The following is a 23,802-nucleotide window of genomic DNA, read 5'->3' as shown; positions in this document are numbered from 1 at the left end:
TTCCCCGTGTGACAGTGCGTCATTGATCGATCGCGCTATGCTACCGCCGAGCATGACGACAACAGTGCGTAAGCGCGAATTTCGGGGGGCACGTGAGCATTCTCAGCGGATCATCAATTTTGATCACCGGCGGGACGGGGTCCTTCGGCAAGGCCTTCATCCGCCACGCGCTCGACACACTCGGGGTGCGCCGCCTGGTGGTCTTCTCCCGCGACGAGCTCAAACAATACGAGAGCAGGCAGCTCTTCAACGACGACGAGCGGCTGCGCTGGTTCATCGGGGACGTGAGGGACCGCGACCGGCTGACCCGCGCCATGCACGGCGTCGACCACGTCGTGCACGCGGCGGCGCTCAAGCAGGTGGACACGGCCGAATACAACCCGTTCGAATACGTCCGCACCAACGTCGCAGGATCACAGAACGTGGTGGAGGCCGCCATCGACTGCGGCGTGCGCAAGGTGGTCGCGCTCTCCACCGACAAGGCGTCCAGCCCGATCAACCTCTACGGGGCCACGAAGCTCGTCGCCGACAAGCTGTTCGTGTCGGCCAATCACTACGCCGCCGCGCACGTGACCCGCTTCGCCGTGGTCCGCTACGGCAACGTCGTGGGCAGCAGGGGCTCGGTGGTGCCGCTGTTCCTGCGCCTGGCTGAGCGGGGCGCCAGCCTGCCGATCACCGACAAGCGCATGACCAGATTCTGGATCACGCTCGACCAGGCGGTCAGGTTCGTGGTCGACTCGTTCGACCTGATGCGGGGTGGCGAGCTCTACGTGCCGCGCATCCCCAGCATGCGCATCACCGACCTGGCCGAGGCGCTGGCGCCGGACAGCCCGATCTACGAGATCGGCATCCGTCCCGGAGAGAAGCTGCACGAGGAGATGATCGGCCCGGACGACGGCCGCAGGGCGTTGCGGCTCGCCGACCGCTTCGTCGTCCAGCCCACGATCGCGACGTGGGGCTACAAGCCACCACAGACCGGCGAGATGCTGCCGGAGGGCTTCGCCTACCGCTCCGACACCAACGACGAGTGGTTGTCGGTGGACGACCTGCGCACCCTGGTGGCCGGCTGATGCTCCCCTACGGGCGGCAGTCGATCGCCGAGTCCGACGTCGAGGCCGTGGCCGAGGTGCTGCGCGGCGACTGGCTGACCACCGGGCCCGCGGTGGCCGCGTTCGAGGCGGAGCTGGCCCGCTGGACGGGCGGCGTGCCGTGCGTGTCGGTCACCTCGGGCACGGCCGCGCTGCACGTCGCATACGCGGCGGCGGAGGTGCGCCCGGGCGACGAAGTGATCACGTCGCCGCTGACGTTCGTGGCCACGGCCGCCACGGCGGCGCTGCTCGGCGCGCGGGTGGTCTTCGCCGACGTGCAGCCCGACACCGGCAACCTCGACCCGGACGCCGTGGCCGCGCTGGCCGGCTCCCGGACCCGGGCGATCACGGCGGTGGACTACGCCGGCCACCCCGCCGACTACGACGAGCTGCGGACGGTCGCACAACGGGTGGGCGCGTCGCTGGTGGGGGACGCGGCGCACTCGATCGGGGCGGCCTACAAGGACCGGCCCGTGGGGTCGCTGGCGGACCTGACGACGTTCTCGTTCTACCCCACCAAGACCGTGACGACCGCCGAAGGCGGCGCCGTGGCGGCGGCCGATCCGGAGCAGCATGCGCGGGCGGCCCGCTTCAAGAACCACGGCCTGGTCAGAGACCCCGCCGAACAACGCGAGCCGGACGTGGGCGGCTGGCACCAGGAGGTGCACGCGTTCGGGCTCAACTACCGGCTGCCCGACGTGTTGTGCGCGCTCGGCATCAGCCAGCTGCGGCGGCTGGCCCGCTTCCGCGAGCGGCGGCGCGAGCTGGTCGCCCGCTACAACCTGCTGCTGCGCGAGGTGCCGGGGCTGCGGCTGCCCGCGCAGCGGGCCTACGTGTCCCCGAGCTGGCACCTCTATCCCGTACGCGTCCGCGACGGGCGGCGGCGTGAGGTCTACGAGAGCATGCGGGCGGCCGGCATCGGCGTGCAGGTCAACTACATCCCCGCCTACTGGCATCCGGTCTTCGCCGACCTCGGCTACCGGCGCGGCCTCTGCCCGCACGCGGAGGCTTACTACGCCGAGGAGTTGTCGCTGCCGCTGTTCCCCGATCTCACCGACGCCCAGCAGGACCGGGTCGTGGAGACACTGGCGAAGATCCTGGCCTAGCGTTCGGCGAGGAGCAGGCAGCCGTCCTCGCCCCGGTCCACCAGAAACCGCCGCTCCGCGATGGTCGCGACGGGACGCTGGCGGGTGCGCACCAGCGGGCGCAGCGCCTTGCCCTGGTCGATGACGACCTCCCAGCACGACTCGTCGCCGACCCGCTCGTCGACGTCCGCCAGTGGCACCCGGGCGTGGAAGTCCCGGCCCGACAGCGCCACCGGGAAGTACATCTCCTCGCCGTCGCTCCTGCGTCTCAACCGCAGCACCGGCTCCCCGTCGCCGACGTCGGACATCTCCCCCGAGAACACCAGGTCGCCGCCGTTCACCCGGCACTCCGCGATGATCGCCTCCGCCTTACGCAGCCGCAGGCCCCAGGAGCCCTTGACGCTGCGTACCGGCACCAGCCACACCCCTGACCTGCGGCGCGGCGCCGGGATCTCGGGCGGCAGCCAGCGCGGCCCGCCCACCCTGCCGTCGAGCCGCAGCCCTTGCCCCTTGAGGTCGAGCCGCAGGTCCCAGAGGCCGCGCCGGGCGAGCTGGGCCGTGGTCAGCGCGGCCGGGTCGAGGGCGAACCTGAACGGGAACACGTGCTGGGGCAGCGTGTCACCGTCGTCGTCCGCCAAGTGCTCCCAGACCGGCGCGGAGTCCTGCTCGCCCAGCTGGACGGTCTCGCCGGTCCTGCGTTCCTCCAGCCAGACGCGTACGCGTGCCTGGCCCAGCGCGCCGACGTCGAAGCTGCCGACGCCCGCCCAGCCCGCGCCGGCGAGCCGGCCGTCCCGCCAGTCGAGCTCCACGAGCCTGGCGGACAGGTCCAGCTCGGCCGACACGTCGGACAACTGTCCCGGCATCCATGGGTGGCGGCCGTACCAGCGCCTGCGCACGAACCCGGCCGGGCGCACCCGGGGCCGCAGCCGGCCGTCGCGGACCTGGGCGTGCACGTCGGCGAGCTCGGCCAGGCGGCGCTCGTGCAGGAGGTGGACCTGAAGCCGGTGCGCGAACGGCACGCTCTGCCACGCCTCGCGCGACACACCGTCGAGATAACGGACGATCAGGTCGATCAACGCCGGGTCCGCCGAGTCGCCCATGGCGGCCACGGCCTCCACCGCGACGCTCATGTCGATCTCCATCGTGTCGCGGTCGAAGTCCGGCTTGAGCCGCGGCGCGCGGCGGGCCACCAGGTCGGCGGTCTCCAGCACCGACAGGAGGCGGTCACGCAGGTTGCCCGGCTCCAGTTGGCGCTGGGTGATCGAGGAGCCCGGCTCGTCGCGCTGCCTCCAGTGGTAGACGACCTTGGCAAGCACGTCCACCGAGCGCGCGCCGACGTGGGCGGCGATGGCGACGGGCTGGTCCTCGTACATGCGCTCGGGGAAGCTCAGGCCGAGCTCCTCCCAGAAGGAGCGGCGGTAGATCTTGTTCCAGAGCATGCGGTCGCGGATCAGCAGCCGGTGGCGGGTGATGTGGGTGCCCTTGACGGGCTTGGCGAACGCCTCCTTGTGTGCCCACGAGCGGACCAGCAGGTTCCTGTAGAGCCGCATGACGTTTCCGCAGGCCAGGTCGGAGCCCGAGGACTCGAGCGAGGACACCAGGCGGCCGAACGCGCCCGGGGGGACCGTGTCGTCGCCGTCCACGAAGGCCAGGTAGCGGCCGGTCGCCTGGCGCAGGCCGATGTTGCGGGCCCGTCCCACACCCTGGTTGTCCTGGCTGATGAGACGGATGCGGCGGTCGCCGGCCTGCCGGTCCCTGACGACGGCCGGGCCGCCGTCGTCGCTGCCATCGTCCACGCAGATCACCTCCAGATCCTTCAGGCTCTGGGCGGCGATGGAGTCCAGGCAGGGTCCGATGTACTTCTCGACGTTGTAGAACGGGACGATGACCGACAGAACCGGCACCTGTACTCCTCCTCGTCAGCCGGACAACAAGCGGAACACTTTGCGGGCGACCCTGCGCGGGCGTGCCAGGCGGCGCGAGAGCCGGTAGCCGAGCGTTCTGCGGTAGGCGGTGGCCTTGCGATGCGTCCTGCGCAGCTTGGCCCTGGCCCTGACCAGCTCACGCTCCCGGTAGGACAACTTGGTCTCCAGGCGCGCGACGCGCGCCAGGGCGGCGGTGAGCTGGTCGGTCAGGCGGTCGCGGGCGCTGACCAGGTCGCGGTACGTCGGCGCCTGCTCCGCCAGCTCGGCGGGCTGCCCCAGCTCGGCGTCGAGCTTGCGGGCCCGGTCGAGGTCGCCTGGATCGCAGGGGCGGGCGGCCATGCCGCACAGGGTCAGCGTGAGCTGGTCCGCCTCCAGCGGCCATGGCCACGGGTGATGGTGGCCGGCCGCCAGCAGCCTGACCGCGAACCGCCGCAGGATCCGGCACAGCACTACACGTGGCTCGGGGGGCGTGGACGGGAGCGCCGCCATGGGGCCGATGGCGGTGAACCGCTCGCCGTCGTACACCAGGCTGTCGGTGCCGGCGGCCGCGTCGCCGCCCTGCTCCAGCCAGATGGCCAGGTTTTGGAGCAGCTCGCGGACGGTCTTCACGTCCTCGCGGGCGCATGCTTCGACGAGGATCTCTTCGACGACCCGGCCTGTGGGGACGGGGTGCTCCGCGCCGTCGGGGAGGTGTTTGAGTCCGGCCTGGGTGAGCTCGTACAGGGCCGGCCCTTCCTCGATGAGGCCGAGCGGCAGCTCTCCTGCATCGTCGGCGCCGATCGGGCTCTTGGTGATCAGCGGAGGGCGGGTGGCCACGGCGAGCCACAGCGGGGCGAGCTCCTCCCCCAGGCGATGCCGGAACACCAGGCGGGTCAGGCGCAGCGGGTCGGCCACCAGCATGCCGTCACCGCCCCAGGAACTCAGCGGGAACGTGAGCGCGTCCGGCAGCTCGGCGGTCAGGGCCTCGCGAGCGAGCAGGGCACGAGGCGCCTGCCTGCCCGGGTACGCGGCGTAGCACCGCTGCACCGTCAGCCCCGCCGACTCCAGTCCAGCGTCCAGGGCGCCGCGTCCGCTGGGGTAGCTGGGGTCGAAGCCGTGCGGGGCCCACTGGTCGTCGGCGCCGTCCCGGTCGGCGGGCCGGGCCTCGACGAGCCGGTCCACGCCGAGGTCGTTGCGTACGCCGAGCACCAGGCGCCCGCCCGGCGCGACGAGTGCGGCCAGCGCGTCGAGCGACTCGATCCAGGCCGCGGCCGGCGCCTCGGCGGAGTGTGTACGCAGCAGCCCGTCCAGGGCCAGCACCAGGTCGTACGGCTCGTCTGCCGCGAACACCTCCAGCCGTCCGCAGAATACCGCCAGCCCCGGATGGCGTTCGCCGAGCGCGCAGGCGTCGGGGTAGGACCGCAGGAGCACGGCCGCCGAAGGGGTATGCACTGCGGAGACGTGCGCCGCAGAGACGTGCGCCGCAGAGACGTGCGCCGCGGAGGCATGCGCCGCCACCTCGTCCACGACCAGCTGCGGATGCGGTCCGACCAGCAGGACCCGGCCGCTCGGCGGGAGCATCCGCCTGATCAGCTCCAGTGCCGCGCCCCGCCAGTCTGTCGCACCACCCATGTTGGACATGTCAGACCAAAGCAGCATCTCGCCGCCGATCAAATGGACGTTCTCGGGCGCCTCGCCACTCATACACGTGTTCATGGCCTCACTCCGTCCGGCGGCTCGGTCGCCCGGATGCCGCCGCCTTCCCCCGCGCCGGTCGCTTCGTCTCCGCCTCTGCTCCAGGCGGCGTCGCTCCCTCGCCCACCCGCTTCCATCCGAACATTCGCCGTAGCTCCTCCGGTGTCGCCTGATACTCGAATCCCAGCTCGCGCCGCGCCACCTCGGCCGCCAGCTCCGGATCGACGCGTGTGCCGTGCAGCTCGGGCCAGAGCCGCATGCGGCGCGCCGTGCCGCCGTACTCGGGACGTTCGTCCTCGAACTGCATCGGGTCCCCGTACACGGCCACCTCGCACCCCACCGAGGCGCCGTAGAACAGCGCGCTGCCGAGCCGGTTGGAGGCCACCCTGCGGTGGCGCCGCAACTGGACCAGCTGCTTGCGCAGGAAGTCCCGCCCCTTGCCCTCCCAGCGGGATCCGCGCTCGCCATGGCAGATGACTCGAAATCCCCTCGATTCGTACGCCCGCCGAATGTCCGGATTTGCGAATTCCAACCAATAAAGGCAGACCGTGACCGGACCGGTCTCGACATTTCGGATTTCGTCGGCCAGGCGGGCGTGGTCGCCAGTGACGGAATACTTCTCCCAACCATGAAAGGGATACCAGATCGTACCCTGGCGCTCCGGCGTCACGCCCAGCTCAGGCTCCAGATGAAGGAGGTAAATCCAGGGGGCGCCGATGAGGTAGTGCCCCCTTCTGCCCATCGACCAGCCGCGGCGGCGCAGCACGTCGGACCAGATGAAGCGGGGGTATCCGGGGCTGCACCAGTGGTCGTTCGGGGGAAATCCATGGAGATAGTTCCATCCGTGCTGAAGGAAACCTTGGATGCGTTTTGGCACCTCGTCGGACAGGTCGCAGTATCTGGCGAGTATGCGGGAGTGCCCGTACCAGTGATTGGATTCGTCCATCATTCCCCCTGTAGTGGTTCGCGCGCCCCAGCCGACATTCCCAGCGCCCAACGTGCCCCACTCGCCGTTATACGGTTCCATTACTCGAGACGGGGGCTTGGTTTCTCCGGACCCGGAAATGCCGCTACACTACGTCGTGGCTTGAGGACAGAGAGTGAGTGATCATGAGTCATCTCGATCGCCTGCGGGCCGTCTTCCGCAGGGCGCTCAACCTTCCCGCCGACGCCGATGTCGACGGCCTCCAATACCGGGCGGTCCCACAGTGGGACTCGCTGGCCCACATGGCGTTGATCGCCGCGATGGAGGACGAGTTCTCCATCATGATCGACACTGATGAGATGATCGACATGAGCTCGTTCGCGAAGGCGGCCGAGCTGCTGGAGAAGCATGGCATCGGCGCCGCCGCCGTCTGAGCCCGGCGCAGCCGTGCCGCCTGCGCCCCGCGCCGCCATCTCGTCGGAGCCCACTACCACGCCGCCACCGTCGTTGTCGCCGTCGTCCGAGCCACGTGTCGCGCTCGTCACGGGATCGACGGCGGGCATCGGGCGGGCGATCGCGATGTGGCTGGCCGCGACCGGATACGCCGTCGAGGTGCACGGCCGCGACGAGGAGCGTGCGTCCAAGGCCGCCGCCGAGGTGGCGGCGCAGACCGGCGGGGCGGCCCACCCGATCCACGGCGACGTGGCGGACCCATCGCTCGTCTCGGCCATGATGCGGCAGATCTACCAGCGTCACGGCCGGCTCGACGCCCTCGTGATCAACGCCGGCATCCACGCGGCGGGCCCGCTCGGCATGATGCGCCACGACACGATCAACCGGTTGTTCGAGGTCAACGCCATGGGCGCGACACACACCCTGCAGGCCTCGCTCAGGCTGCTGCGCCGGGGGGCCTTTCCCGCCGTGGTGCTGGTCTCCTCGGTCATGGGCCGCGCGGGCGGCCGGGGACAGGCGGTCTACTCCGCGACCAAAGGGGCGGTCATCGGCCTCACCCTGGCCGCGGCCAAGGAGCTGGGCCCGGCCGGGATCAGGGTCAATGCCGTGGCTCCCGGCTACATCCAGACGGACATGCTCGCCACACTCGACGGCGACGCCCGGGAGGCGACGATCGCGGCGACCCCGCTCGGCCGGCTCGGCACACCCGATGACGTCGCCGGTGCCGTCGCGTTCCTGCTCTCGCCCGCCGCGGCTTTCATCACCGGGCAGGTCATCGGCGTGGACGGCGGGCTGACGCCATGACCTTCGCCAAGCCATCGCCACACCCGCAGGCCGGGCTCAGGGGTGCGGTCTTCCCGCACTCGGAGGCGCGGCTCGTGGTGGCCGGGGAAGCGGCGGGCCTGGGCGGCTATGCGCTGGGCAACCACATCACACGCACGGCGGAGGCTCTCTCCCGGCTGCGGCCGGGGCCGCTGTTCTGCGGGATGCGCAACAACCTCGCCTCCGTGCTGCGATACCTCGCCGCCTGGCGTTCCGGCCGGCCGATCGCGCTGCTGGATCCGGACCTCCCCGCCGGGATCCTGGCCGATCTGGTGGGCCGGTTCCGGCCGGCCGCGTTGGTCGGGTTCACACATGCGGCCGACGGCTCCCCGCCGACACGGCGCGACGTGCCTGATCCGCATCCCGACCTCGCCATCCTCCTCGCTACCTCAGGCTCCACCGGCAATCCCAAGCTCGTGCGCCTGTCCCGCCAGGCCGTCCTGGCCAACGCCCAGGCCATCGCCGCCGCGCTGTCCATCACGCCCGGCGAGATCGCGCCCACGAGCCTGCCGCTGCATTACAGCTACGGCCTGTCCGTGCTCAACAGCCATCTGACGGCGGGCGCGACCGTGATGCTGACGGAGGCGGGGCTGCTGGAGCGGTCGTTCTGGACGCATCTGGACGCGCACCGGTGCACGTCACTGGCCGCCGTCCCCTACCAGTACGAGATGTTGCGCCGACTCCGCTACGACCGGTCGGAGCATCCGACGATCGCCACGCTCACCCAGGCCGGCGGGCGCCTCAGCCCTGAGCTGATCGCGGAGTTCTCGGAGAAGGCGGACCGGTTCTTCGTCATGTACGGCCAGACGGAGGCCACCGCCCGCATCACGATCCTGCCCCCGGACCGGCTCGCCGACAAGCCGGGCTCGGTGGGGGTGGCCGTTCCGGGTGGGCGACTGGACGTCGAGGACGGCGAGGTCGTCTATCACGGTCCTAACGTCATGATGGGATACGCGGAGACGGCGGCGGACCTGGCCCGAGGGGACGATCTGGGCGGTGTGCTGCGCACCGGCGATCTGGGCCGGCTGGACTCCGAGGGCTTCCTCTTCATCACGGGACGACTCAAGCGCATCGCCAAGATCTTCGGCGTACGGGTGAATCTGGACGACGTTGAGCGCCTCCTGCGGGACTCCGGGCCGGTGGCGGCCACCAGCGGGGACGACCGGGTGACGGTGTGGGCCGAAGGGCTGGACGCGGCCGGGTGCGTGGGACTTGCGCGGCGGCTGGGGGCCGAGCTGCGGGTGCACTGGAGCGGGTTCGACGTACGCGGCATCGACCGTCTCCCCCTGCTGGCCACCGGCAAGATCGACTACCGTGCCCTGGAAGCCCGCTCATGACGGCCTCGTCGTTCATCCGGGTGCTGGGCGCACCGCGCCTCCTTAATGTTGTGCGCGTCCCGCGGCCAGGCGCCACGCCCCCGGCGGACGGCCTATCGACGCGTCGTGGAGGGCACGACGGCGACGCTCTGTGCGCCGCCTGGCAAGGCGATCGGCGCGACTGGCGGCCAAGCCCATGCACAAGGCGGTCCGCTTCCCGGGGCGGGTCCACTTCCCGGAGGCGACACGATCCCGGCGCGACACGATCCCGTGGGGCGGCGCGCGATCCCGGGAGGCGACGCGATCCCGGGAGGCGACGCGATCCCGACGTGCGATCCCGGGGGCGACGCAGTCCCACGGGCGACGCAGTCCCGCGGGCGACGCAGTCCCGCGGGGACGACACGATCCCGGGGCGATCCCGGAGGCGACACGATCCCGGAGGCGACACGATCCCGGAGGCGACACGATCCCGGGCGCGACACGATCCCGGGCGCGACGCGATCCGGTGGGCGACACGATCCCGTGGGGCGGCGCGCGATCCCGGGGGCCGACGCGATCCCGGGGGCCGACGCGATCCCGGGGCGACGTGCGATCCCGTGGACGACGCAGTCCCGGGGCGACGCAGTCCCGAGGGGCGACACGGTCCCGAGGGGCGAGACGATCCCGGGGGTGGCCCGCGATCCCGGAGGCGACGTCTGCGGGGATAGGGCCGGGGCAGGTGGGCGGGCGCGTGGTGGTGTGTGGTCAAGGACGTGGGGGGCGTTGGGTGAGCGTTTTCACGATGGATGAGGCCGAGCGGGAGGCAGTGCTGGTGCCCGAGCTGGCCGCCCTGACCGAGCGGCACAGGGCGACCTGCCGGCCCTACCGTCGGATTCTCGACGCGATCGGTGCGGTGCCGCCCTACGAGCGCCTGATGGACCTGCCGTGGTTGCCGGTGCGGCTGTTCAAGACGCACGAGTTGCGCAGCGTGCCGCAGGAGCAGGTGTTCAGGGTGCTGACCTCCAGCGGGACGACCGGGCAGCAGCCGAGCCAGGTCTATCTGGACCGGGAGGCGGCCGCGGCTCAGACGCGCATGCTGGCGGCCACGCTCAGGGTGGTGCTGGGTGAGCGGCGGCTGCCGATGCTGGTCGTGGACAGCCGTTCCGTGGTGCGGGATCCGACGTTGAGCGCTCGCGGGGCTGGGGTGCTCGGGATGATGAACTTCGGCAGGGATCACACGTTCGTGCTGGACGAGCAGGGGCGGGTGGACGCCGAGGCGGTCAAGGGGTTCCTTGAGCGGCATGGGAGCCGGCGGTTCCTGATCTTCGGGTTCACGTTCATGGTGTGGCTCTGGCTGCGGGACCTGGGGGCGGATCTGTCGCAGGGGGTGCTGATCCACTCCGGTGGGTGGAAGCGCCTGGCCGAGCAGGCGGTGGACAATGCCGAGTTCCGGCGGCGGCTGGCGGCGGAGTGTGGGTTGACCAGGGTGCACAACTTCTACGGGATGGTCGAGCAGATCGGGACGATCTTTCTGGAAGGGCCCCATGGGGATGGGCTTTACTGCCCCGATTTCGCCAATGTCGTGATTCGTGATCCGGAGACGTGGCAGGAGGCGCCGAACGGCGTGCCCGGGCTGATCGAGGTCGTCAGCACGCTGCCGACGTCGTATCCCGGTCATGTGCTGCTCACGGAGGATCTAGGTGTGGTGCGGGGCGTCGACGACGGGGCCTGGCCGGGGAAGCGGTTCGAGGTCCTCGGCAGGCTGCCGCGAGCGGAGGCACGGGGTTGCAGCGACACCATGGGGCAGGTCGGCTGATGCGGGACACATCCGGGGCGGATACCGGCGCGACTGGGGCGGGTGACGGCACCTCACAAGCGCGTGGCGGCACCTCACAAGCGCGTGGCGGCGCGTCACAGGCGGGTGGCGGCGCGGTGGTGCGGGTGCGGTTTCCGTGGGAGGAGCGCGTACCCGTGGAGGTGCTGCTCGGACAGGTGCGGGGCCGACTCGAGGTCGGGGATCGGCGGGTTCGGGAGTTCCTGGCCGAATTCGGCAGGCGGCTGTTGCGGCCGACCCTGGCCCGGCGGCACCCTGAGCTCGGGTCGCTCGGATTCTTCCTGCGGCCCAGCGAGCTGGCCCGCACGATCGAGGGGATGGCCGGCGAGCACGTACGCGTGCCACGCGGCCTGATCTTCCACATCCCGCCCGCGAACGTGGACACGGTCTTCGTCTACTCCTGGGCCCTGTCGGCCCTGATGGGCAACCGCAACGTCGTACGCCTTTCGCCGCGTTCCGGGGCGGTCGCCGAGGCGATCGTCGAGACGCTGCAGGAGGCGCTGCGCGAGGCCGACCCCGTCGTCGGCCAGACACAGCGGATCATCTCCTACGAACGCGAAGCCGAGGCCGTCACCACCGCGCTCTCCGCGGCCTGCGACCTGCGGGTGGTGTGGGGCGGCGACCGGACGGTGCAGGACGTGCGGCGATACCCGCTCCCCCCGCATGCCCGTGACCTGGTCTTCCCTGATCGTTCCTCGTTCGCCGTGATACGGGCGGCGGCGTGGTTGTGCGCGCCGCGAGCCACGCGAGTGAGCGTGGCGGAGGGGTTCGTCAACGACACCTACTGGTTCGACCAGGCGGCCTGCTCGTCGCCGCGGACGGTGTTCTGGGTGGGCGCGGAGGTCGATTGCGACGCGGCGCGGGCCGACTTCATCGATCACGTGTCGCGGGTGGTCACGGCACGCGGCTGGGGTGTCGATGCGGCAATGGCCGTGGAGAAGCGGGTCTCCACCTATGGGCTGGCCGCGGAGGGAGTCGCGCAGAGCGTGGAGTTCCGCGGGAACGCGCTGGCCAACGTGACCCTGGCGGCCGCCGACCAGGCGCCGAGGCGGTGGCTGGGCGCGGGGACGTTCGCCCATGCCAGGCTCGGCTCGCCGGCCGAGCTGGCGGGACTGGTCGAGCGGCGGGATCAGACGATGACCCATTACGGGTTCGGGCGGCCGGAGTTGGAGGAGCTGGCCAGGGCACTGGCGGGGCCCGGGGTCGACCGCATGGTGCCGGTCGGCAGCGCGCTCAGTTTCCATCGGGTGTGGGACGGGGTCGATCTGCCGGCCGAGTTCACCCGGCTGGTGACGGTGGTCCGATGACGACTGTTCGCACGGTGGTCCGATGACGATGGTTCGCACGGTGGTCCGATGACGATGGTTCGCGCGGTGCTGTGCCGGTGGTCCCCGGTTTCATGACGATCGCGCCGCTCAAGAGCACACATGCCGCTCCGGCGCGGTCCTCGCGCCGTCGGCTGGGCCCGGGGTGGTGGCCTGCGGGGATCGTGGCGGCCGGTGCGGTGGCCGTGTTCCTATGGTGCGGGGTCTCGGCCCGCGATCTGGCGGCGTTCGCGGCGTACGCCGGGCTCGGGGTGGCGTTGCCGGGGACCCTGCTCTGGCGGGCGCTGACGGGGGGCGGGCGGTCGACGGCCGAGGACGTCGCGGCCGGTCTTGCGCTCGGCTACGCGATAGAGGTCTTGGCCTACATCCCGGCGAGGGCCGCCGGGATGCCGCTGCTCGTGCTGGTCCCGCCCGTCGCCGTGCTCGGCACCTTCCTGATCGCGCCGGGGCTGCGGCGACATTGGCGGGGCCGGGCCGGCGCGGAGCGGATGCCCGGGTGGTGTGCATGGGTGCTGGCAGGGGTGATCGGATACCTGATCACGTGGAGCACGTTGTCCCTGTACCGGGTGCCGATCGCGAGCGCGTACGTGGACATGCCCTACCACCTGGCCCTGGTCGGCGAGGTCAAGCACCATTTGCCGCCCACGCTGCCGTCCGTGCTGGGCGAGCGGCTCTGTTACCACTGGTTCGTCTATGCCGACATGGCCGCGACGAGCTGGGTCACCGGGATCGAGCCGGTGACGCTCGTGTACAAGTTGTCCACGCTGCCGATGATGGCGGCGATGGTCGTGCTGGTGGCGGTGCTGGGGCGGCGGCTCGGCGGGCGCTGGGGGGCCGGGGCGGCGGCGGTCGGAGTGACGTACTTCCTGCTCAGCCCGGTCCTGCAGGACGGTGTGTCCTTCACGGCGCGCTCGATGTTCACCGCCTGGGCGAGTCCCACGCAGACGTTCGGGGCGTTGTTGTTCGCGCCCGTGGTGGTGTTGCTGGTCGCCGGCTGGTCGCGGCGAGGGTGGGTGGCGCTGGTCGTGCTGCTGCTGGCGTTGACCGGGGCGAAGGCCACGTTTCTGCCGTTGTTGCTGGCGGGCTTGCTGGCTGTGGTCGCCGTGCGGTGGGTCGCGGAGCGGCGGCTGCCGCGCAGGTGGGCAGCCGCGGCGGCGCTCACATTGGTGTGCCTGCTCATCGCCCAGTTCGTGGTGTTCGGGCGGGGGTCTCATGGGATGGCGGTCTCGCCGTTCGCGACGATGCGGGTGGTGTGGGGGGCGGTGGCCGGCATCGAGATGCCCGCACTGGCCTCCGCGTCCCTGGGCCCGTTGGTGGTGCTCTCCGTCGTGCACCTGTTCTGCCTCGGTTGTGTGTGGGGTGGGGTGGCAGGGCTCGGGCGGCGGGTGCTGGAGCCGCCGATGGTGTTGCTGCTCGGTATGGGCGTCGCCGGAATCGGCGCGGCCACGCTGCTGGGACACCCGTCGGAGTCGCAGCTCTATTTCCTGGAAGGCGTCCGGCCCTACCTGTCGATCGCTGCCGTGTGCGGGATGCTTGCCCTCCGAAGCGGAGGAGATCGCGGCGAGAGAGCGAGGAGCGAAGCGGGCGCGACCATGAACAAGCCCTGGCGGGCCGTGGCGTGGACAGGGGCCGGGGCGGGCGCCGCCGTGATGGCAGCGCAGCTCGACGTGCCCGGGGATGCGCTGGAGCGGGTCGTGGTGCCGTACCTGCTGCTCGCGGTCGCGGGGGTGGTGGTGTGGCGGTGTGGGTCCGTGCTGGCGGTGGTGGCGCTGCTCGCGGGGTATTCGGTCCCGGCCTCCGTGCGCGACGTGGTCGCGCACGTCACGCCTGCGCCGGGGGACCGTGAGCGGCTGATCCCCGACGGCGCGCTGGAGGCCGGGCGGTGGTTGCGCGAGCACTCCTCACCCGCCGACGTGGTGGCCACCGACCTGCATTGCCGTCCCGTCGCGCCGCATCCGTGCGACAGCAGGCACTACTGGGTGTCGGGGTTCACCGAACGCCGGGTACTCGTGGAGGGCTGGGGGTACGCCGAGAGCACGCAGTCACGTACCCAGTTGTTCGTGACGTCCTACCTGACGGTGCCGTTCGCAGACCCTGCTCGGCTGGCGGCGAACGACGCGGTGTTCGCGGCGCCGACGGCGGAGAACGTCCGGCGCCTCGCCCGAGAATACGGGGTCAAATGGCTCTTCACCGGGCGAAATCCGAACCTATGGAAATTCGCCCGGCTGCGGTTCCGCAGCGCGTCCATCTCGGTTTACGAGCTCGCCGAAAGTTGACCTGCTCCCCGTTCTGAAGGGACGGGGATTCCCGTGCCGCTATGCGGCAGCACGTGCCGCGTGCGCGGCCTGTGCTGTGGAACGGGGTGCTTGGCGTTTCGCGGACCCGGGTGGGTCTCCACGCCCTGAGACGACCAGCCCGGCCGCCTGTCCTTTGGTTTTGATGTTCTTCGCCCCGACGATGTCGGCGTGCTCGGTGTGCCCGCAAGAAGCGCAGGAGAAGATCGCTTGGCTCTTGCGGCTCTTCTCGTCCACTGTCCCGCAGGCAGGGTTCGGGCACGTCTGGGACGTGTACGCGGGGTTGATCTTATGGATGGCGCTGCCGGTGTAGCGGGCCTTGGAGCGCAGGGCGACTTCCAGGCCGTACCAGCCCTTGTCGAGAATCGCCTTGTTGAGCCCGGATTTCGCCGCCGCGCCGTTGCGCAGGAACCGGCCCGGCAGGCCGGGGTCGGGTTTCGGCTTGGCGGCCGCGCTCATGCCCTTGGTGTTCAGCTCTTCGATGACCACATGCCCGTAGGACCGGGTGAGCCGGTGCGCGGCCTGCGCGTTGAAGTCGGCGCGCCGCCACCGCACCCGCCGCATGATCTCACCCATCGCGGCCACGACCGTCTTGCGCCGCTTCGATCCCTTCTTCGCGCGGGCGAGCCGGCGTTGCAGCCGCAGATACCGTTCCGCTTCGCCGGGCGTGAGATACCCGAGGTCGCCTTCTCGGTCCTGTTTGCTGTCCGGTGGCGGCTGCGTGGAGGAGACACCGTCGGTTGTGGCGTGGCGGCGGTCGAAGAACTCCCCATCCGACGTCACAGCGGCCGTGACCACCCCCCGATCCACACCCACCCATGCCGGGCAGGCGTGCTCCTCCCGCTCGCTGATCCCATCGTCGATGAGGAAGCTGATGAACCAGTGCTTGCCGTCCCGGGACACGGTCGCGGACTTGACGCTTCCCCCAAGCGGGCGCGACAGGCGAAAGCGCGCCCACCCGAACTTGGGCAGGAACACCCGCCCCCACTTGCGGCCGATCCGCTCGACCGGGATGTGCTTGGCGGTGGGGAACCGAAACGACGGCCGCCACTTCGCCTTGGCCTTCCAGTGCACCTTCCACGTGCCATGCGTGCGGCACGCCTGGTCCAGGTCTTTGAGGGTTTGCTGGATCACCTGGGCGGGGGCGTCGGCGAGCCAGTCGCAGTACGGGTCGGTCTTCGCCTCGGCGAGCTGCTTGCACTGCTCCTCATAAGTGATCCGCTGTCCGCGCCGCCGGTATTCCCGCCGTTGTTCGAGTCCGGTGTTCCACACGGCCCGGCAGATCCCGGCCAGCCTTTCGGCGAACGCCCGCTGCCCGAAGTCGAACTCCAGGCGGTACTTCCGGCCCGCCAGCACGCGAAACACCCCTCTCCCACGGGACGCCTGCGTCTCAAGACTCGAACACATTATCACCTGGCCCATGAGCCGGGAGATGGAATATCGGCGTGGCAGGCACGTGGTTTCCGCGCTGCACGTCCATCTGGTCTTTGTCGCCAAATATCGCAGAAACGGCTTCGATGAGGAGATGCTGCGCCGCTGCGAAGACATCATGATCGAGGTGTGCGACAGTTTCGAGGCCGAACTTCGCGACTTCAACGGCGAACACGACCACGTCCACCTGCTCGTCCATTACCCGCCCAAAGTCGCCGTCAGCAAACTCGTCAACTCCCTGAAGGGCGTCTCCTCCCACTACCTCCGCAAAGAGTTCACTGACCGCCTCGACCGCGCCATCATGCACGGCCCCTTCTGGTCACCCAGCTACTTCGCCGCCTCCTGTGGCGGAGCCCCACTATCGATCATCAAGGCGTATATCGAACAGCAGCGCCGCCCCACCTGAGGTTCCGCGCTCCGGCTGAAGGCCGAGGCTTTCTGCGGACCTTCGGTAAAGAGCTCATCAGGCTCAGGTCTCGGGTGCGGATTCCAAGGCATGCTGCCCTCGATCCCATCCTGAGATCCGAGGAGCAAATTCGGCATGATCCCCCATCTCAGCATCGTCGTTCCGTACCACAACGTGGAGTCGTACCTCACCGAGTGCCTGAAGTCGCTGGCCGTCCAGACGCTGGAGGACTTCGAGGTCGTCATGGTCGACGACGGCTCCAGCGACGGCAGCCGGCGGATCGCCGAGGACTTCGTCGCCAAGGACCGCCGCTTCGTCCTGATAGAGCAACGCAACCTGGGGCCCGGGCCGGCCCGCAACGCGGGGATCGAGCGGGCCACGGGCGCGTACCTGGCCTTCGCCGACGCCGATGACGTCGTGCCGCCGCACGCGTACGAGCGGCTCGTCGCCAAGCTGGCCGAGACCGGCTCCGACCTGGCGTGCGGCGCGGTGGGGCGGCTGGTCGACGGCGTGCTGGAGGAGTCGATCCTGCACGAGAAGGTGTTCAGGCGGCCGCAGCTGTGCACCCACATCACCGACAAGCCGGTGCTCATCAGAGACCGCACGATCTGGAACAAGGTCTACCGCCGCGACTTCTGGGAGCGCGCCGGGCTGCGGTTCTCCGCCGGCATCTACGAGGATGTGCCGGTCGCCATGCGGGCGCACGTGCTGGCCACCCGTGTGGACATGCTGGGCGACGTGGTCTATCACTGGCGCAGGCGGGAGTCGTCCATCACGCAGTGCCGGAACGAGCTGCCCAACCTGCACGAGCGGCTGGCCGCCATCCGCTCGGTCCGGGCGTTCCTCGACGAGCGGGCGCCCGAGTTGCTCGACGGCTTCGACGCGCTGGTGCTGGAGAAGGACATCCTCTTCCTGTTCCAGGCGCTGGAGGTCAGCGAGGAGCCGGAGCCGCTGCTCGAGCTGGCCCGCGCGTGGGTGGCCTCGCTGGGCCAGAACGCCCTGAACACCGCGCCGTCGCTGCGCCGCCTTGAGCTGCACCTGCTCGGGCGCGGCCTGGTGGCCGAGCTGCGGAAGATCCGCGAGTTCCGCCGCGCCCGCGAGGACGCCGCCCGCATCGTGCCGCGTGGCTGGCGCAACACCGGCTGGTACGGCGACTACCCGTTCTTCCGCGACCGCCGGCTCAAGATCCCCGACGCCGTGTTCGACGCCCGCGACGAGCTGAAACTGCACGCCAGGGTCGAGAGCTGCGAGTGGACGGGCACGGAGTACCGGGTACGCGGGCACGTCTCGATCCACCGCGTCGACCGCCGGGTCGGCCAGATCGACCTGTGGCTCAGCGACGGCCGCCGCAAGGTCCCGCTGGAGGTGCGGCGCGCCGGACGGCACGGGATCGTCACGACCATCGACCCGGAGCGGCTGGCCGGCGGTGGCCCGAGCTGGCGGCTGCAGGCGCGGACCGAGACCCGCGGGCTGGTGCTGAAGGGCTGGTTCAGGGACGTCGAGGCGCACGCGTCGTGGCGGTTCACGGCATCGGGAGTGCCGGGTTGGTCAAGAAGCGGCATGGACATGCCCCAGTAGTTCCAGACAGTAATCGCAAGAGTGCGTGTCGTGTTCATGCTGGTCTCCATGAGGACCTATTCGCTCGATGACGTCTACGGGACACGCAAGCGGAGAGACTCCTGGTGGACCGTGTATTTCGTGGACCCGGTCGCCTGCCGGGTCGCTCTTCCGGTCGCCAACCGTACGCGGCTGACGCCGAACGCGCTCACCGTGTTCTCGCTGGTCCTCGGCATGGTGTCGGCCGCCTGCCTCGCGATGAATCAGCTCGTCGCCGGCGCCGTGGTCTTCTATCTCAGCTTCATGATCGACTGCGTGGACGGCAAGATAGCCAGGCTCAAGGGCACGGGGACGCCCTTCGGCCTCTGGCTCGACTACGTGGGGGACCGGGTCAGGGTGGTCCTGTGCGCCGGCGGGCTGGCGTACGGGCAGTACACCTTGACCGGGGATTTGCGTTACGTGCTTCTCGGCGCGGGGGTGGCCGTGCTGGACCTTTTCAGGTACGTCAACGCGCCGCAGATGAAGCGCGTGCGCGAGGCCGTCAGGGAAGAGCGGCAGTTGCCGGAGCTCGATGAGGATCCCGGAGCGCTGGACCCCGTGGACCCCGCGCTGCTGGACCAGCTGCCGCTGGCCCGCGAGCCGCTGGAGCAGATGGCGCCGCAGCGGGCGCCACGGCCGCGCAGCTTTTACCGGCGGCTCAACAGGTCCCTGGCCCGACGCCGGGTCCGCTCGCACCTGATCAGCGGCATCGAGTTCCACGCCGCGGTGTTCGTGGTCGCGCCCCTCGCGGGGGCGTGGGCGCTGATCCCGGTCGCCGCGACGGCAGGGGTCCTGCTGCTCGTCAACGAGGTCGTCCTTGTCTACCGGATGTGGCTCTTCACACGCAGGTACGCCGTGGCCTCCTCTCAGGAGAGCCGAGAGCGCGTTCTCGTCTAAGTTTTCGGGGGGTTAGTACGAAATGTCCGACCGACCAGTCTTTGTCATCGGATGTCCGCGCTCCGGCACCACGATGCTCCAGCTCATGCTGCACTCGCACCCGCGCATGGCGGTGCCGCCGGAGACCCGCTTCCTCGTTCCCGCGTATTACCGCCGGCGCAAGTGGGGCGACCTGCGCGTGGCCCATCGCCGCCGCGCCCTGGCGCAGTGGATCGCGACCGACCGCAGCACGAAGTTCCGGGAGCTCAAGATCGACAAGGACGAGTTCGTCAGGCAGGCGGTGGCCGGTCCCGGCACGCTCGGGTCGGTGATCGGCACGGCCTTCCGCATGTACGCCGACCGCTTCGACAAGAGCCGCTGGGGCGACAAGCGGCCCAGCTACGTCAAGCAGGTGGACATGCTGCTGAGGCTGTTCCCCGACGCCCAGTTCATCCACCTGATCAGGGACGGCCGCGACTGCGTGTCCTCGCTGAAGGAGATGCCCTGGTACACGCTGGACTCCTACCACGCCATCTCCACCTGGGCCGAGGCCATCGACGCGGGCGGCCGGTTGCGGCGCACCTTGTCCGAGGACACGTACTACGAACTGCGGTACGAGGACCTCACCGACGATCCGGCGACCGAGCTGAAAAAGCTCTGCCACTTCCTGGAGGAGGACTTCTCCCCGTCGATGGTCTCCCCACGTGAGGCGGCCAGCGTGGCGGTGCCGCAGCACAAGGTCTGGCACAGCAACACGCACGGCGAGGTCATCCGCACCCGGGTGGGCAGCTGGGCCAACCGGCTGGACGACTGGGAGATCGCGCTGTGCGAGCACATGCTCGGCGACCGCCTGGAGTCCATGGGCTACGAGCTGACCGGCGTGCCCAAGCCGGCCAGGGAGCACATCACGACCTGCCAGAAGACCATGCAGAAGCGCAAGGCCAGCCGCATGCGCAAGCACATGCGCGACCGCTTCAACCGGCTGCGCGAGCCGAGCCCGGTGCCTGCCCTGCTCACCTCGCGCCAGCGCTCGCTCGCGGGGATTCCGCAGCAGCGGTCGGAGCTGACCGTTTAGCGCTCGATGTGGGCGAACAGCCGCTCCCAGCGGTCCAGCACGTGGTCGAGGCGGAAGGACTCGGCCCGTGCGCGGGCGGCGGCCCCGAGGCGCCGCCGCTCCTCCATCGAGTTCATGAGCCTGGACAGTTCGGCCCCGAACGTGTCCACGTCCCCCGGCGGCGTCAGCACCGGCCCGGCGGACCGCACGCCGCCCGACACGTCGAACGCCACCGACGGCACCCCGTGCGCGCCCGACTCCAGCAACACGATCGGCAGGCCCTCGTGCTCGCTGGTAAGGCCCAGGATCGCGGCGTTCAGGTATTCGGCGGGCAGGCGCGCGGCCGGCACCAGGCCCCTGAAGACCACGCGGTCGCCGACGCCCTCCCTGTCCGCGTGCGCGCGGAGCCGCTCCCGCTCGGCGCCGTCGCCGATCAGGTGCAACTCCCAGGGCGGGGGTGCCCCCGAGCGGGCGAACGCGCTGATCAGCCGGTCGAACCGCTTGACGCCTTCCAGCCGGCCCACGCCCAGCACCCGGTGTGAGCTGAGCGTGGACGTGCGCTCCGGCCAGGCGGCCAGCGGGTTCGGCAACGTCCAGGCGTTGGGCAGCAGCGCGTCCTCGGAGAAGCGCCATGTGTCGTCCTCGCTCAGGAAGACCGCCTGGTCGAGCTTGGGGTAGTGCTTCCTGATCGAGCCGAGGTGCCAGCAGCCGCGGGCGTGGTCGTACGAGCCGTGGTATTGGCCGATCGGCCGGAGCCCGGCGGGCAGCAGCTCCGACAGCTTGATCACCACCGACGGCGAGGTCATGATCGCGTACCTCGGTCCGATCGCGGCGAGCAGCTTGCGCGCCTTCCGGTCGGACTCCACCACGTGGCGGTGGTAGAGCGGCCGGTCAACGTACGTGAACGGCGCCAGGGACCGCTGCAGGCCGATCACGTGCACCTCATGGCCGCGCTCGGCCAGCCCTTGGGCGAGCGTGTGCGTGACCTGCTGGATGCCGCCGAGGGTGTCGGCGTCCACGCAGGCGAAGACCACGCTCACCGGACCTTCTCCAGGAGGCCGGACCCGAAGAAGTCGTCCACGATCCGCGCGGCCGCGTCCCCGCGCTCGTCGGCGCACCACAGGTGGCGGAAGGCCGTGTACCGCTCGGCGTAGGACGCGTGCAGGCCGGGCAGACGCCTGAGCACGCTCACCAGCTCCTCGGTCGTCGTGACGCACGGTCCGGGCGCGATGGCGGGCAGGTCGTGGTAGACGCCGCGCTCCGACAGCCGGTAGTCGTCCCAGTCGTCGATGAAGAACACCATGGGCTTGCCGGTGATCGCGTAGTCGCACATCACGGACGAGTAGTCCGTCAGCAGGGCGTCCGAGGCCAGCATCAGATCGTTGATCTCGGGATAGGACCCGGCGGACCGTACGAAGTGTTTGAGGTGCTCGGGTGGGCTGTAGTGCTCGACCGGATGGGTACGCAGCACCAGCACCCAGTCGTCGGCCAGTTCCTCAGCCAGCAGCTCCAGATCGACCCGTACGGATTTGCCGCTTCCCTTTGCCCAATCCCGGTAAGTAGGCGCATAAAGCAGGATTTGTCGCCCACGCGGGATCTCCAGCCGCCCCCGGACGTCCCCGACGGCCACGCCCCTGACCAGCGCGTCGCAGCGCGGCGTCCCGTACCGGTAGACCCTGCCCGTGTACCCGTTGGACGGCACGAAGATCCGGGAGAACTCCGCGCTCGGCGACACCAGCGCGTCCCACCGCGCCACAGCCGCCCGCCACTGGTCTCGCGGCTTGTCGAAGTCGGCCCGCAGATCCGGCGCGTCGAACCCGATCGACTTGATCCCCTGGCCGTGCCACGTCTGCAGGTAGCGGGTGCCGCGCGGCTTCGGGTAGTCCAGCGGGAACCCGTGGCTGTCCACCCAGATCCCGGCCCGCGCCATCGTCCAGAGATAGCGCCAGCTGCCGCGCCGCACGAGCCGCACGCCAGGAGGGAAGTTCCGGCGGTTCCCGGCCACCGACCACACCACCTCGATCGGCAGGTTCCGCCGCCGCAGCTCCTCGTAGACGGCCCGCGGGCTGCCGCTGCAGCTCTTGCCGACGTCGGACTCGAACAACGCGAGGTCCCGCCGCCGCGGCAGCACCTTGATCAGCACCTTGTAGGCACGCAGCTTGGCGCGCGGCGTGTTGAACCGCCTCAGCACGACCTGCTTGACCCGCCGCCACACCGACCGCGCGGTGGGATCGGGCCGCACGCACAGGTACGCGGCATAACCCTCGACCAGCACCCGGCACCGCGGCAGCTCGATCGGCGGGGTGTGCGGGTCGGCGATGATCCGGTCGGTCGTGGTGTGCCCGTCGGAGATCCTGGTGAAGCCGATGCGCGGATCGCACCTGCCGGACGGCGTGAAGACGACCTCGCTGAGATATCCCCCCTCGCCGGACGGCTCCGGCTCGATGGGGATCCTCTCCGTGCCGAGCTGCAGGAACGCCGTCCAGTCCACCGGCAGCGCGCCGAACGGGTCGTAGGTCCGCACGGTCATCCGCACCCGCTCGCCCTCGCAGGTGATCTCCGACGCCTCGTGCCGCAGCCGGGAGGCCGAGAAGGGCAGCTCGGCCAGCCGCAGCGCGGTGATGTCCAGCCCGGGTGAGACCGAGGTGCCCCAGTACGTACGCCCGTTGAGCTGCACGGCCGCCCGTGGCGCGGCCCGCGGCCCGGTCAGCGATCCCGCCGCGACCCGCAGGTCCTCGATCCGGTCGTCGAGAATGAGCCGGCAGCAGACCCGTTCGAGCGGCTCGGCCTCGCGCACCACCTCGGCCGGGATCTCCTCCAGGTACGGCCGGACGATCGAGGCGAACTCCTTGACCCACACCAGATCCCGCGCGGGCAGCGGATTGAGGTAGACCCGCAGGTCCTGCCGCACGAACCGGCGCTGCCGGTGCGGCACCAGGTCCTCGGCCCCGTACGTGCGCAGGAGGTCGTCGCTGAGCCGGGCCGCGATGACCCGCTGCCGCACGTTCTCCATGTCGTCGACGCTCAAGGAGATCGAGGAGTTCGCCGGCGAGCGGTGCCAGTGGTAGACCACCCACGGCACGATCGCGAACCTCCGCGACACCGCGTACAACTCGGTGGCGAAGACATGGTCCTCGAAGTGGATGTCCTCGGGGAAGCGCAGCATCCGCTCCCGCAGCCGGCTCACGTCATAGAGCTTGTTCGTGCTGAAGCTGTCCAGGAACAGCTCGGGCTCCTCGCGGATGCCCTCGACCACGCGCCGGCGGGCGAACAACGACGGGTAGTACGGCTGCAGCCGCCCGCTCGCCTCGAACAACCGCGAGATCTGCCCGGACACGAAATCCGCCCCGGTCCGCTCGATCTCGGTGAGCAGGCTCTTGCACGCGTGCCTGGGCAGCTCGTCGTCGCTGTCCAGGAACATGACGTACGGCGCGGCCGCGGCGTCGATCCCGTCGTTGCGCGGCGCCCCGCAGCCCCCGCTGTTGACACCCCTGCGCAGGTAACGCACCCGCGGATCCAGTGCGGTGAGCCGGGCCGCTACCTCCGGTGTGCCGTCCGTGCTGGCGTCGTCGGCGATGATCACCTCGAGGTCGTGCAGCGACTGGCCGAGCACGGAGCGCACGGCCCTGGGCAGGCGGGCCGCGTCGTTATACGTGATCACGACAACGGTGCAGTCCGGCATCCCCAAGTCCCCCCGCTGGTCCAATTGCCTGCGGGGA

Annotated in this window: 18 protein-coding genes; 12 read left to right on the top strand and 6 right to left on the bottom strand. The window is 70.3% G+C overall.

The features are described from left to right. The first annotated feature begins 92 nt into the window (after positions 1–92). Both pseB and OHA25_RS00370 read left to right on the top strand, forming a co-directional pair. Positions 93–1,070: a UDP-N-acetylglucosamine 4,6-dehydratase (inverting) gene (gene pseB, locus OHA25_RS00375; RefSeq protein ID WP_305920086.1), complete on the top strand. Its 978-nt coding sequence runs from the start codon at positions 93–95 to the stop codon at positions 1,068–1,070. Then, a complete protein-coding gene (locus OHA25_RS00370) occupies positions 1,070–2,194 on the top strand; it encodes an aminotransferase class I/II-fold pyridoxal phosphate-dependent enzyme (protein ID WP_327585676.1) in 1,125 nt (374 codons plus the stop codon). Before pseB ends, OHA25_RS00370 begins: the two co-directional genes overlap by 1 nt. On the opposite strand, the gene OHA25_RS00365 is transcribed toward OHA25_RS00370, so the two are convergent. The 3 genes from OHA25_RS00365 to OHA25_RS00355 are packed head-to-tail and all read right to left on the bottom strand — an operon-like array spanning position 2,191 to position 6,718. Then, complete coding sequence (locus OHA25_RS00365; protein WP_327585675.1) at positions 2,191–4,077, bottom strand: glycosyltransferase family 2 protein; 1,887 nt, start codon at positions 4,075–4,077, stop codon at positions 2,191–2,193. The two genes, OHA25_RS00370 and OHA25_RS00365, sit on opposite strands and share 4 nt — an antisense overlap. A 15-nt stretch (positions 4,078–4,092) precedes the next feature. Next, entirely contained in the window at positions 4,093–5,793 is a 1,701-nt protein-coding gene (locus OHA25_RS00360; protein ID WP_327585674.1) for a hypothetical protein, read from the bottom strand. A 4-nt stretch (positions 5,794–5,797) separates the two neighbouring features. Then, positions 5,798–6,718, bottom strand: a complete 921-nt coding sequence (locus OHA25_RS00355; protein ID WP_327585673.1) for a hypothetical protein — start codon at positions 6,716–6,718, stop codon at positions 5,798–5,800. A 164-nt stretch (positions 6,719–6,882) separates the two neighbouring features. On the opposite strand from OHA25_RS00355, the gene OHA25_RS00350 reads away from it, so the two are divergent. The 6 genes from OHA25_RS00350 to OHA25_RS00325 all read left to right on the top strand — a co-directional run bounded on the left by OHA25_RS00350 (position 6,883) and on the right by OHA25_RS00325 (position 14,702). Further along, complete coding sequence (locus tag OHA25_RS00350; RefSeq protein WP_305920081.1) at positions 6,883–7,131, top strand: acyl carrier protein; 249 nt, start codon at positions 6,883–6,885, stop codon at positions 7,129–7,131. Beyond that, positions 7,106–7,954 (top strand): SDR family NAD(P)-dependent oxidoreductase, encoded by an 849-nt coding sequence (locus tag OHA25_RS00345; protein ID WP_327585672.1) that lies wholly within the window; start codon positions 7,106–7,108, stop codon positions 7,952–7,954. Before OHA25_RS00350 ends, OHA25_RS00345 begins: the two co-directional genes overlap by 26 nt. Then, positions 7,951–9,309, top strand: coding sequence for an AMP-binding protein (locus tag OHA25_RS00340; RefSeq protein ID WP_327585671.1), 1,359 nt, complete (start codon positions 7,951–7,953; stop codon positions 9,307–9,309). Before OHA25_RS00345 ends, OHA25_RS00340 begins: the two co-directional genes overlap by 4 nt. A 745-nt stretch (positions 9,310–10,054) precedes the next feature. Continuing rightward, a complete protein-coding gene (locus OHA25_RS00335; protein ID WP_327585670.1) occupies positions 10,055–11,083 on the top strand; it encodes a LuxE/PaaK family acyltransferase in 1,029 nt (342 codons plus the stop codon). Then, positions 11,083–12,408: an acyl-CoA reductase gene (locus OHA25_RS00330; protein WP_327585669.1), complete on the top strand. Its 1,326-nt coding sequence runs from the start codon at positions 11,083–11,085 to the stop codon at positions 12,406–12,408. The genes OHA25_RS00335 and OHA25_RS00330 overlap by 1 nt, the downstream gene beginning before the upstream one ends. 92 nt (positions 12,409–12,500) lie before the next feature. Then, a complete protein-coding gene (locus OHA25_RS00325) occupies positions 12,501–14,702 on the top strand; it encodes a hypothetical protein (RefSeq protein WP_327585668.1) in 2,202 nt (733 codons plus the stop codon). A gap of 39 nt (positions 14,703–14,741) precedes the next feature. Here OHA25_RS00325 and OHA25_RS00320 read toward each other — a convergent pair whose 3' ends face one another. Beyond that, on the bottom strand, positions 14,742–16,076 hold the full coding sequence (locus OHA25_RS00320) for an RNA-guided endonuclease InsQ/TnpB family protein (RefSeq protein WP_327585667.1): 1,335 nt from the start codon (positions 16,074–16,076) through the stop codon (positions 14,742–14,744). Between the two features lie 64 nt (positions 16,077–16,140). On the opposite strand from OHA25_RS00320, the gene tnpA reads away from it, so the two are divergent. The 4 genes from tnpA (at position 16,141) to OHA25_RS00300 (ending at position 20,104) form a co-directional block, all read left to right on the top strand. Further along, positions 16,141–16,557 carry an IS200/IS605 family transposase gene (gene tnpA / locus OHA25_RS00315; protein WP_327585666.1) on the top strand — a complete coding sequence of 139 codons (417 nt, stop codon included), beginning with the start codon at positions 16,141–16,143 and terminating at the stop codon, positions 16,555–16,557. A gap of 135 nt (positions 16,558–16,692) precedes the next feature. Further along, positions 16,693–18,135 carry a glycosyltransferase family 2 protein gene (locus tag OHA25_RS00310; RefSeq protein ID WP_327585665.1) on the top strand — a complete coding sequence of 481 codons (1,443 nt, stop codon included), beginning with the start codon at positions 16,693–16,695 and terminating at the stop codon, positions 18,133–18,135. A 48-nt stretch (positions 18,136–18,183) separates the two neighbouring features. Next, a complete protein-coding gene (locus tag OHA25_RS00305; protein ID WP_327585664.1) occupies positions 18,184–19,050 on the top strand; it encodes a CDP-alcohol phosphatidyltransferase family protein in 867 nt (288 codons plus the stop codon). A gap of 22 nt (positions 19,051–19,072) precedes the next feature. Further along, on the top strand, positions 19,073–20,104 hold the full coding sequence (locus OHA25_RS00300; protein ID WP_327585663.1) for a sulfotransferase family protein: 1,032 nt from the start codon (positions 19,073–19,075) through the stop codon (positions 20,102–20,104). Here OHA25_RS00300 and OHA25_RS00295 read toward each other — a convergent pair. Both OHA25_RS00295 and OHA25_RS00290 read right to left on the bottom strand, forming a co-directional pair. Further along, positions 20,101–21,123: a glycosyltransferase gene (locus tag OHA25_RS00295; RefSeq protein WP_327585662.1), complete on the bottom strand. Its 1,023-nt coding sequence runs from the start codon at positions 21,121–21,123 to the stop codon at positions 20,101–20,103. The genes OHA25_RS00300 and OHA25_RS00295 overlap by 4 nt on opposite strands. Further along, a complete protein-coding gene (locus tag OHA25_RS00290) occupies positions 21,120–23,765 on the bottom strand; it encodes a bifunctional glycosyltransferase/CDP-glycerol:glycerophosphate glycerophosphotransferase (protein ID WP_327585661.1) in 2,646 nt (881 codons plus the stop codon). The genes OHA25_RS00295 and OHA25_RS00290 overlap by 4 nt, the downstream gene beginning before the upstream one ends. Between the last annotated feature and the right edge of the window lie 37 nt (positions 23,766–23,802).

The sequence above is a fragment of the Nonomuraea sp. NBC_00507 genome (genome assembly GCF_036013525.1).
Classification (GTDB): Bacteria; Actinomycetota; Actinomycetes; order Streptosporangiales; family Streptosporangiaceae; genus Nonomuraea.
Note: the sequence above shows the minus strand (reverse complement) of the source record. Positions and strands in the feature narration are given on the sequence as shown.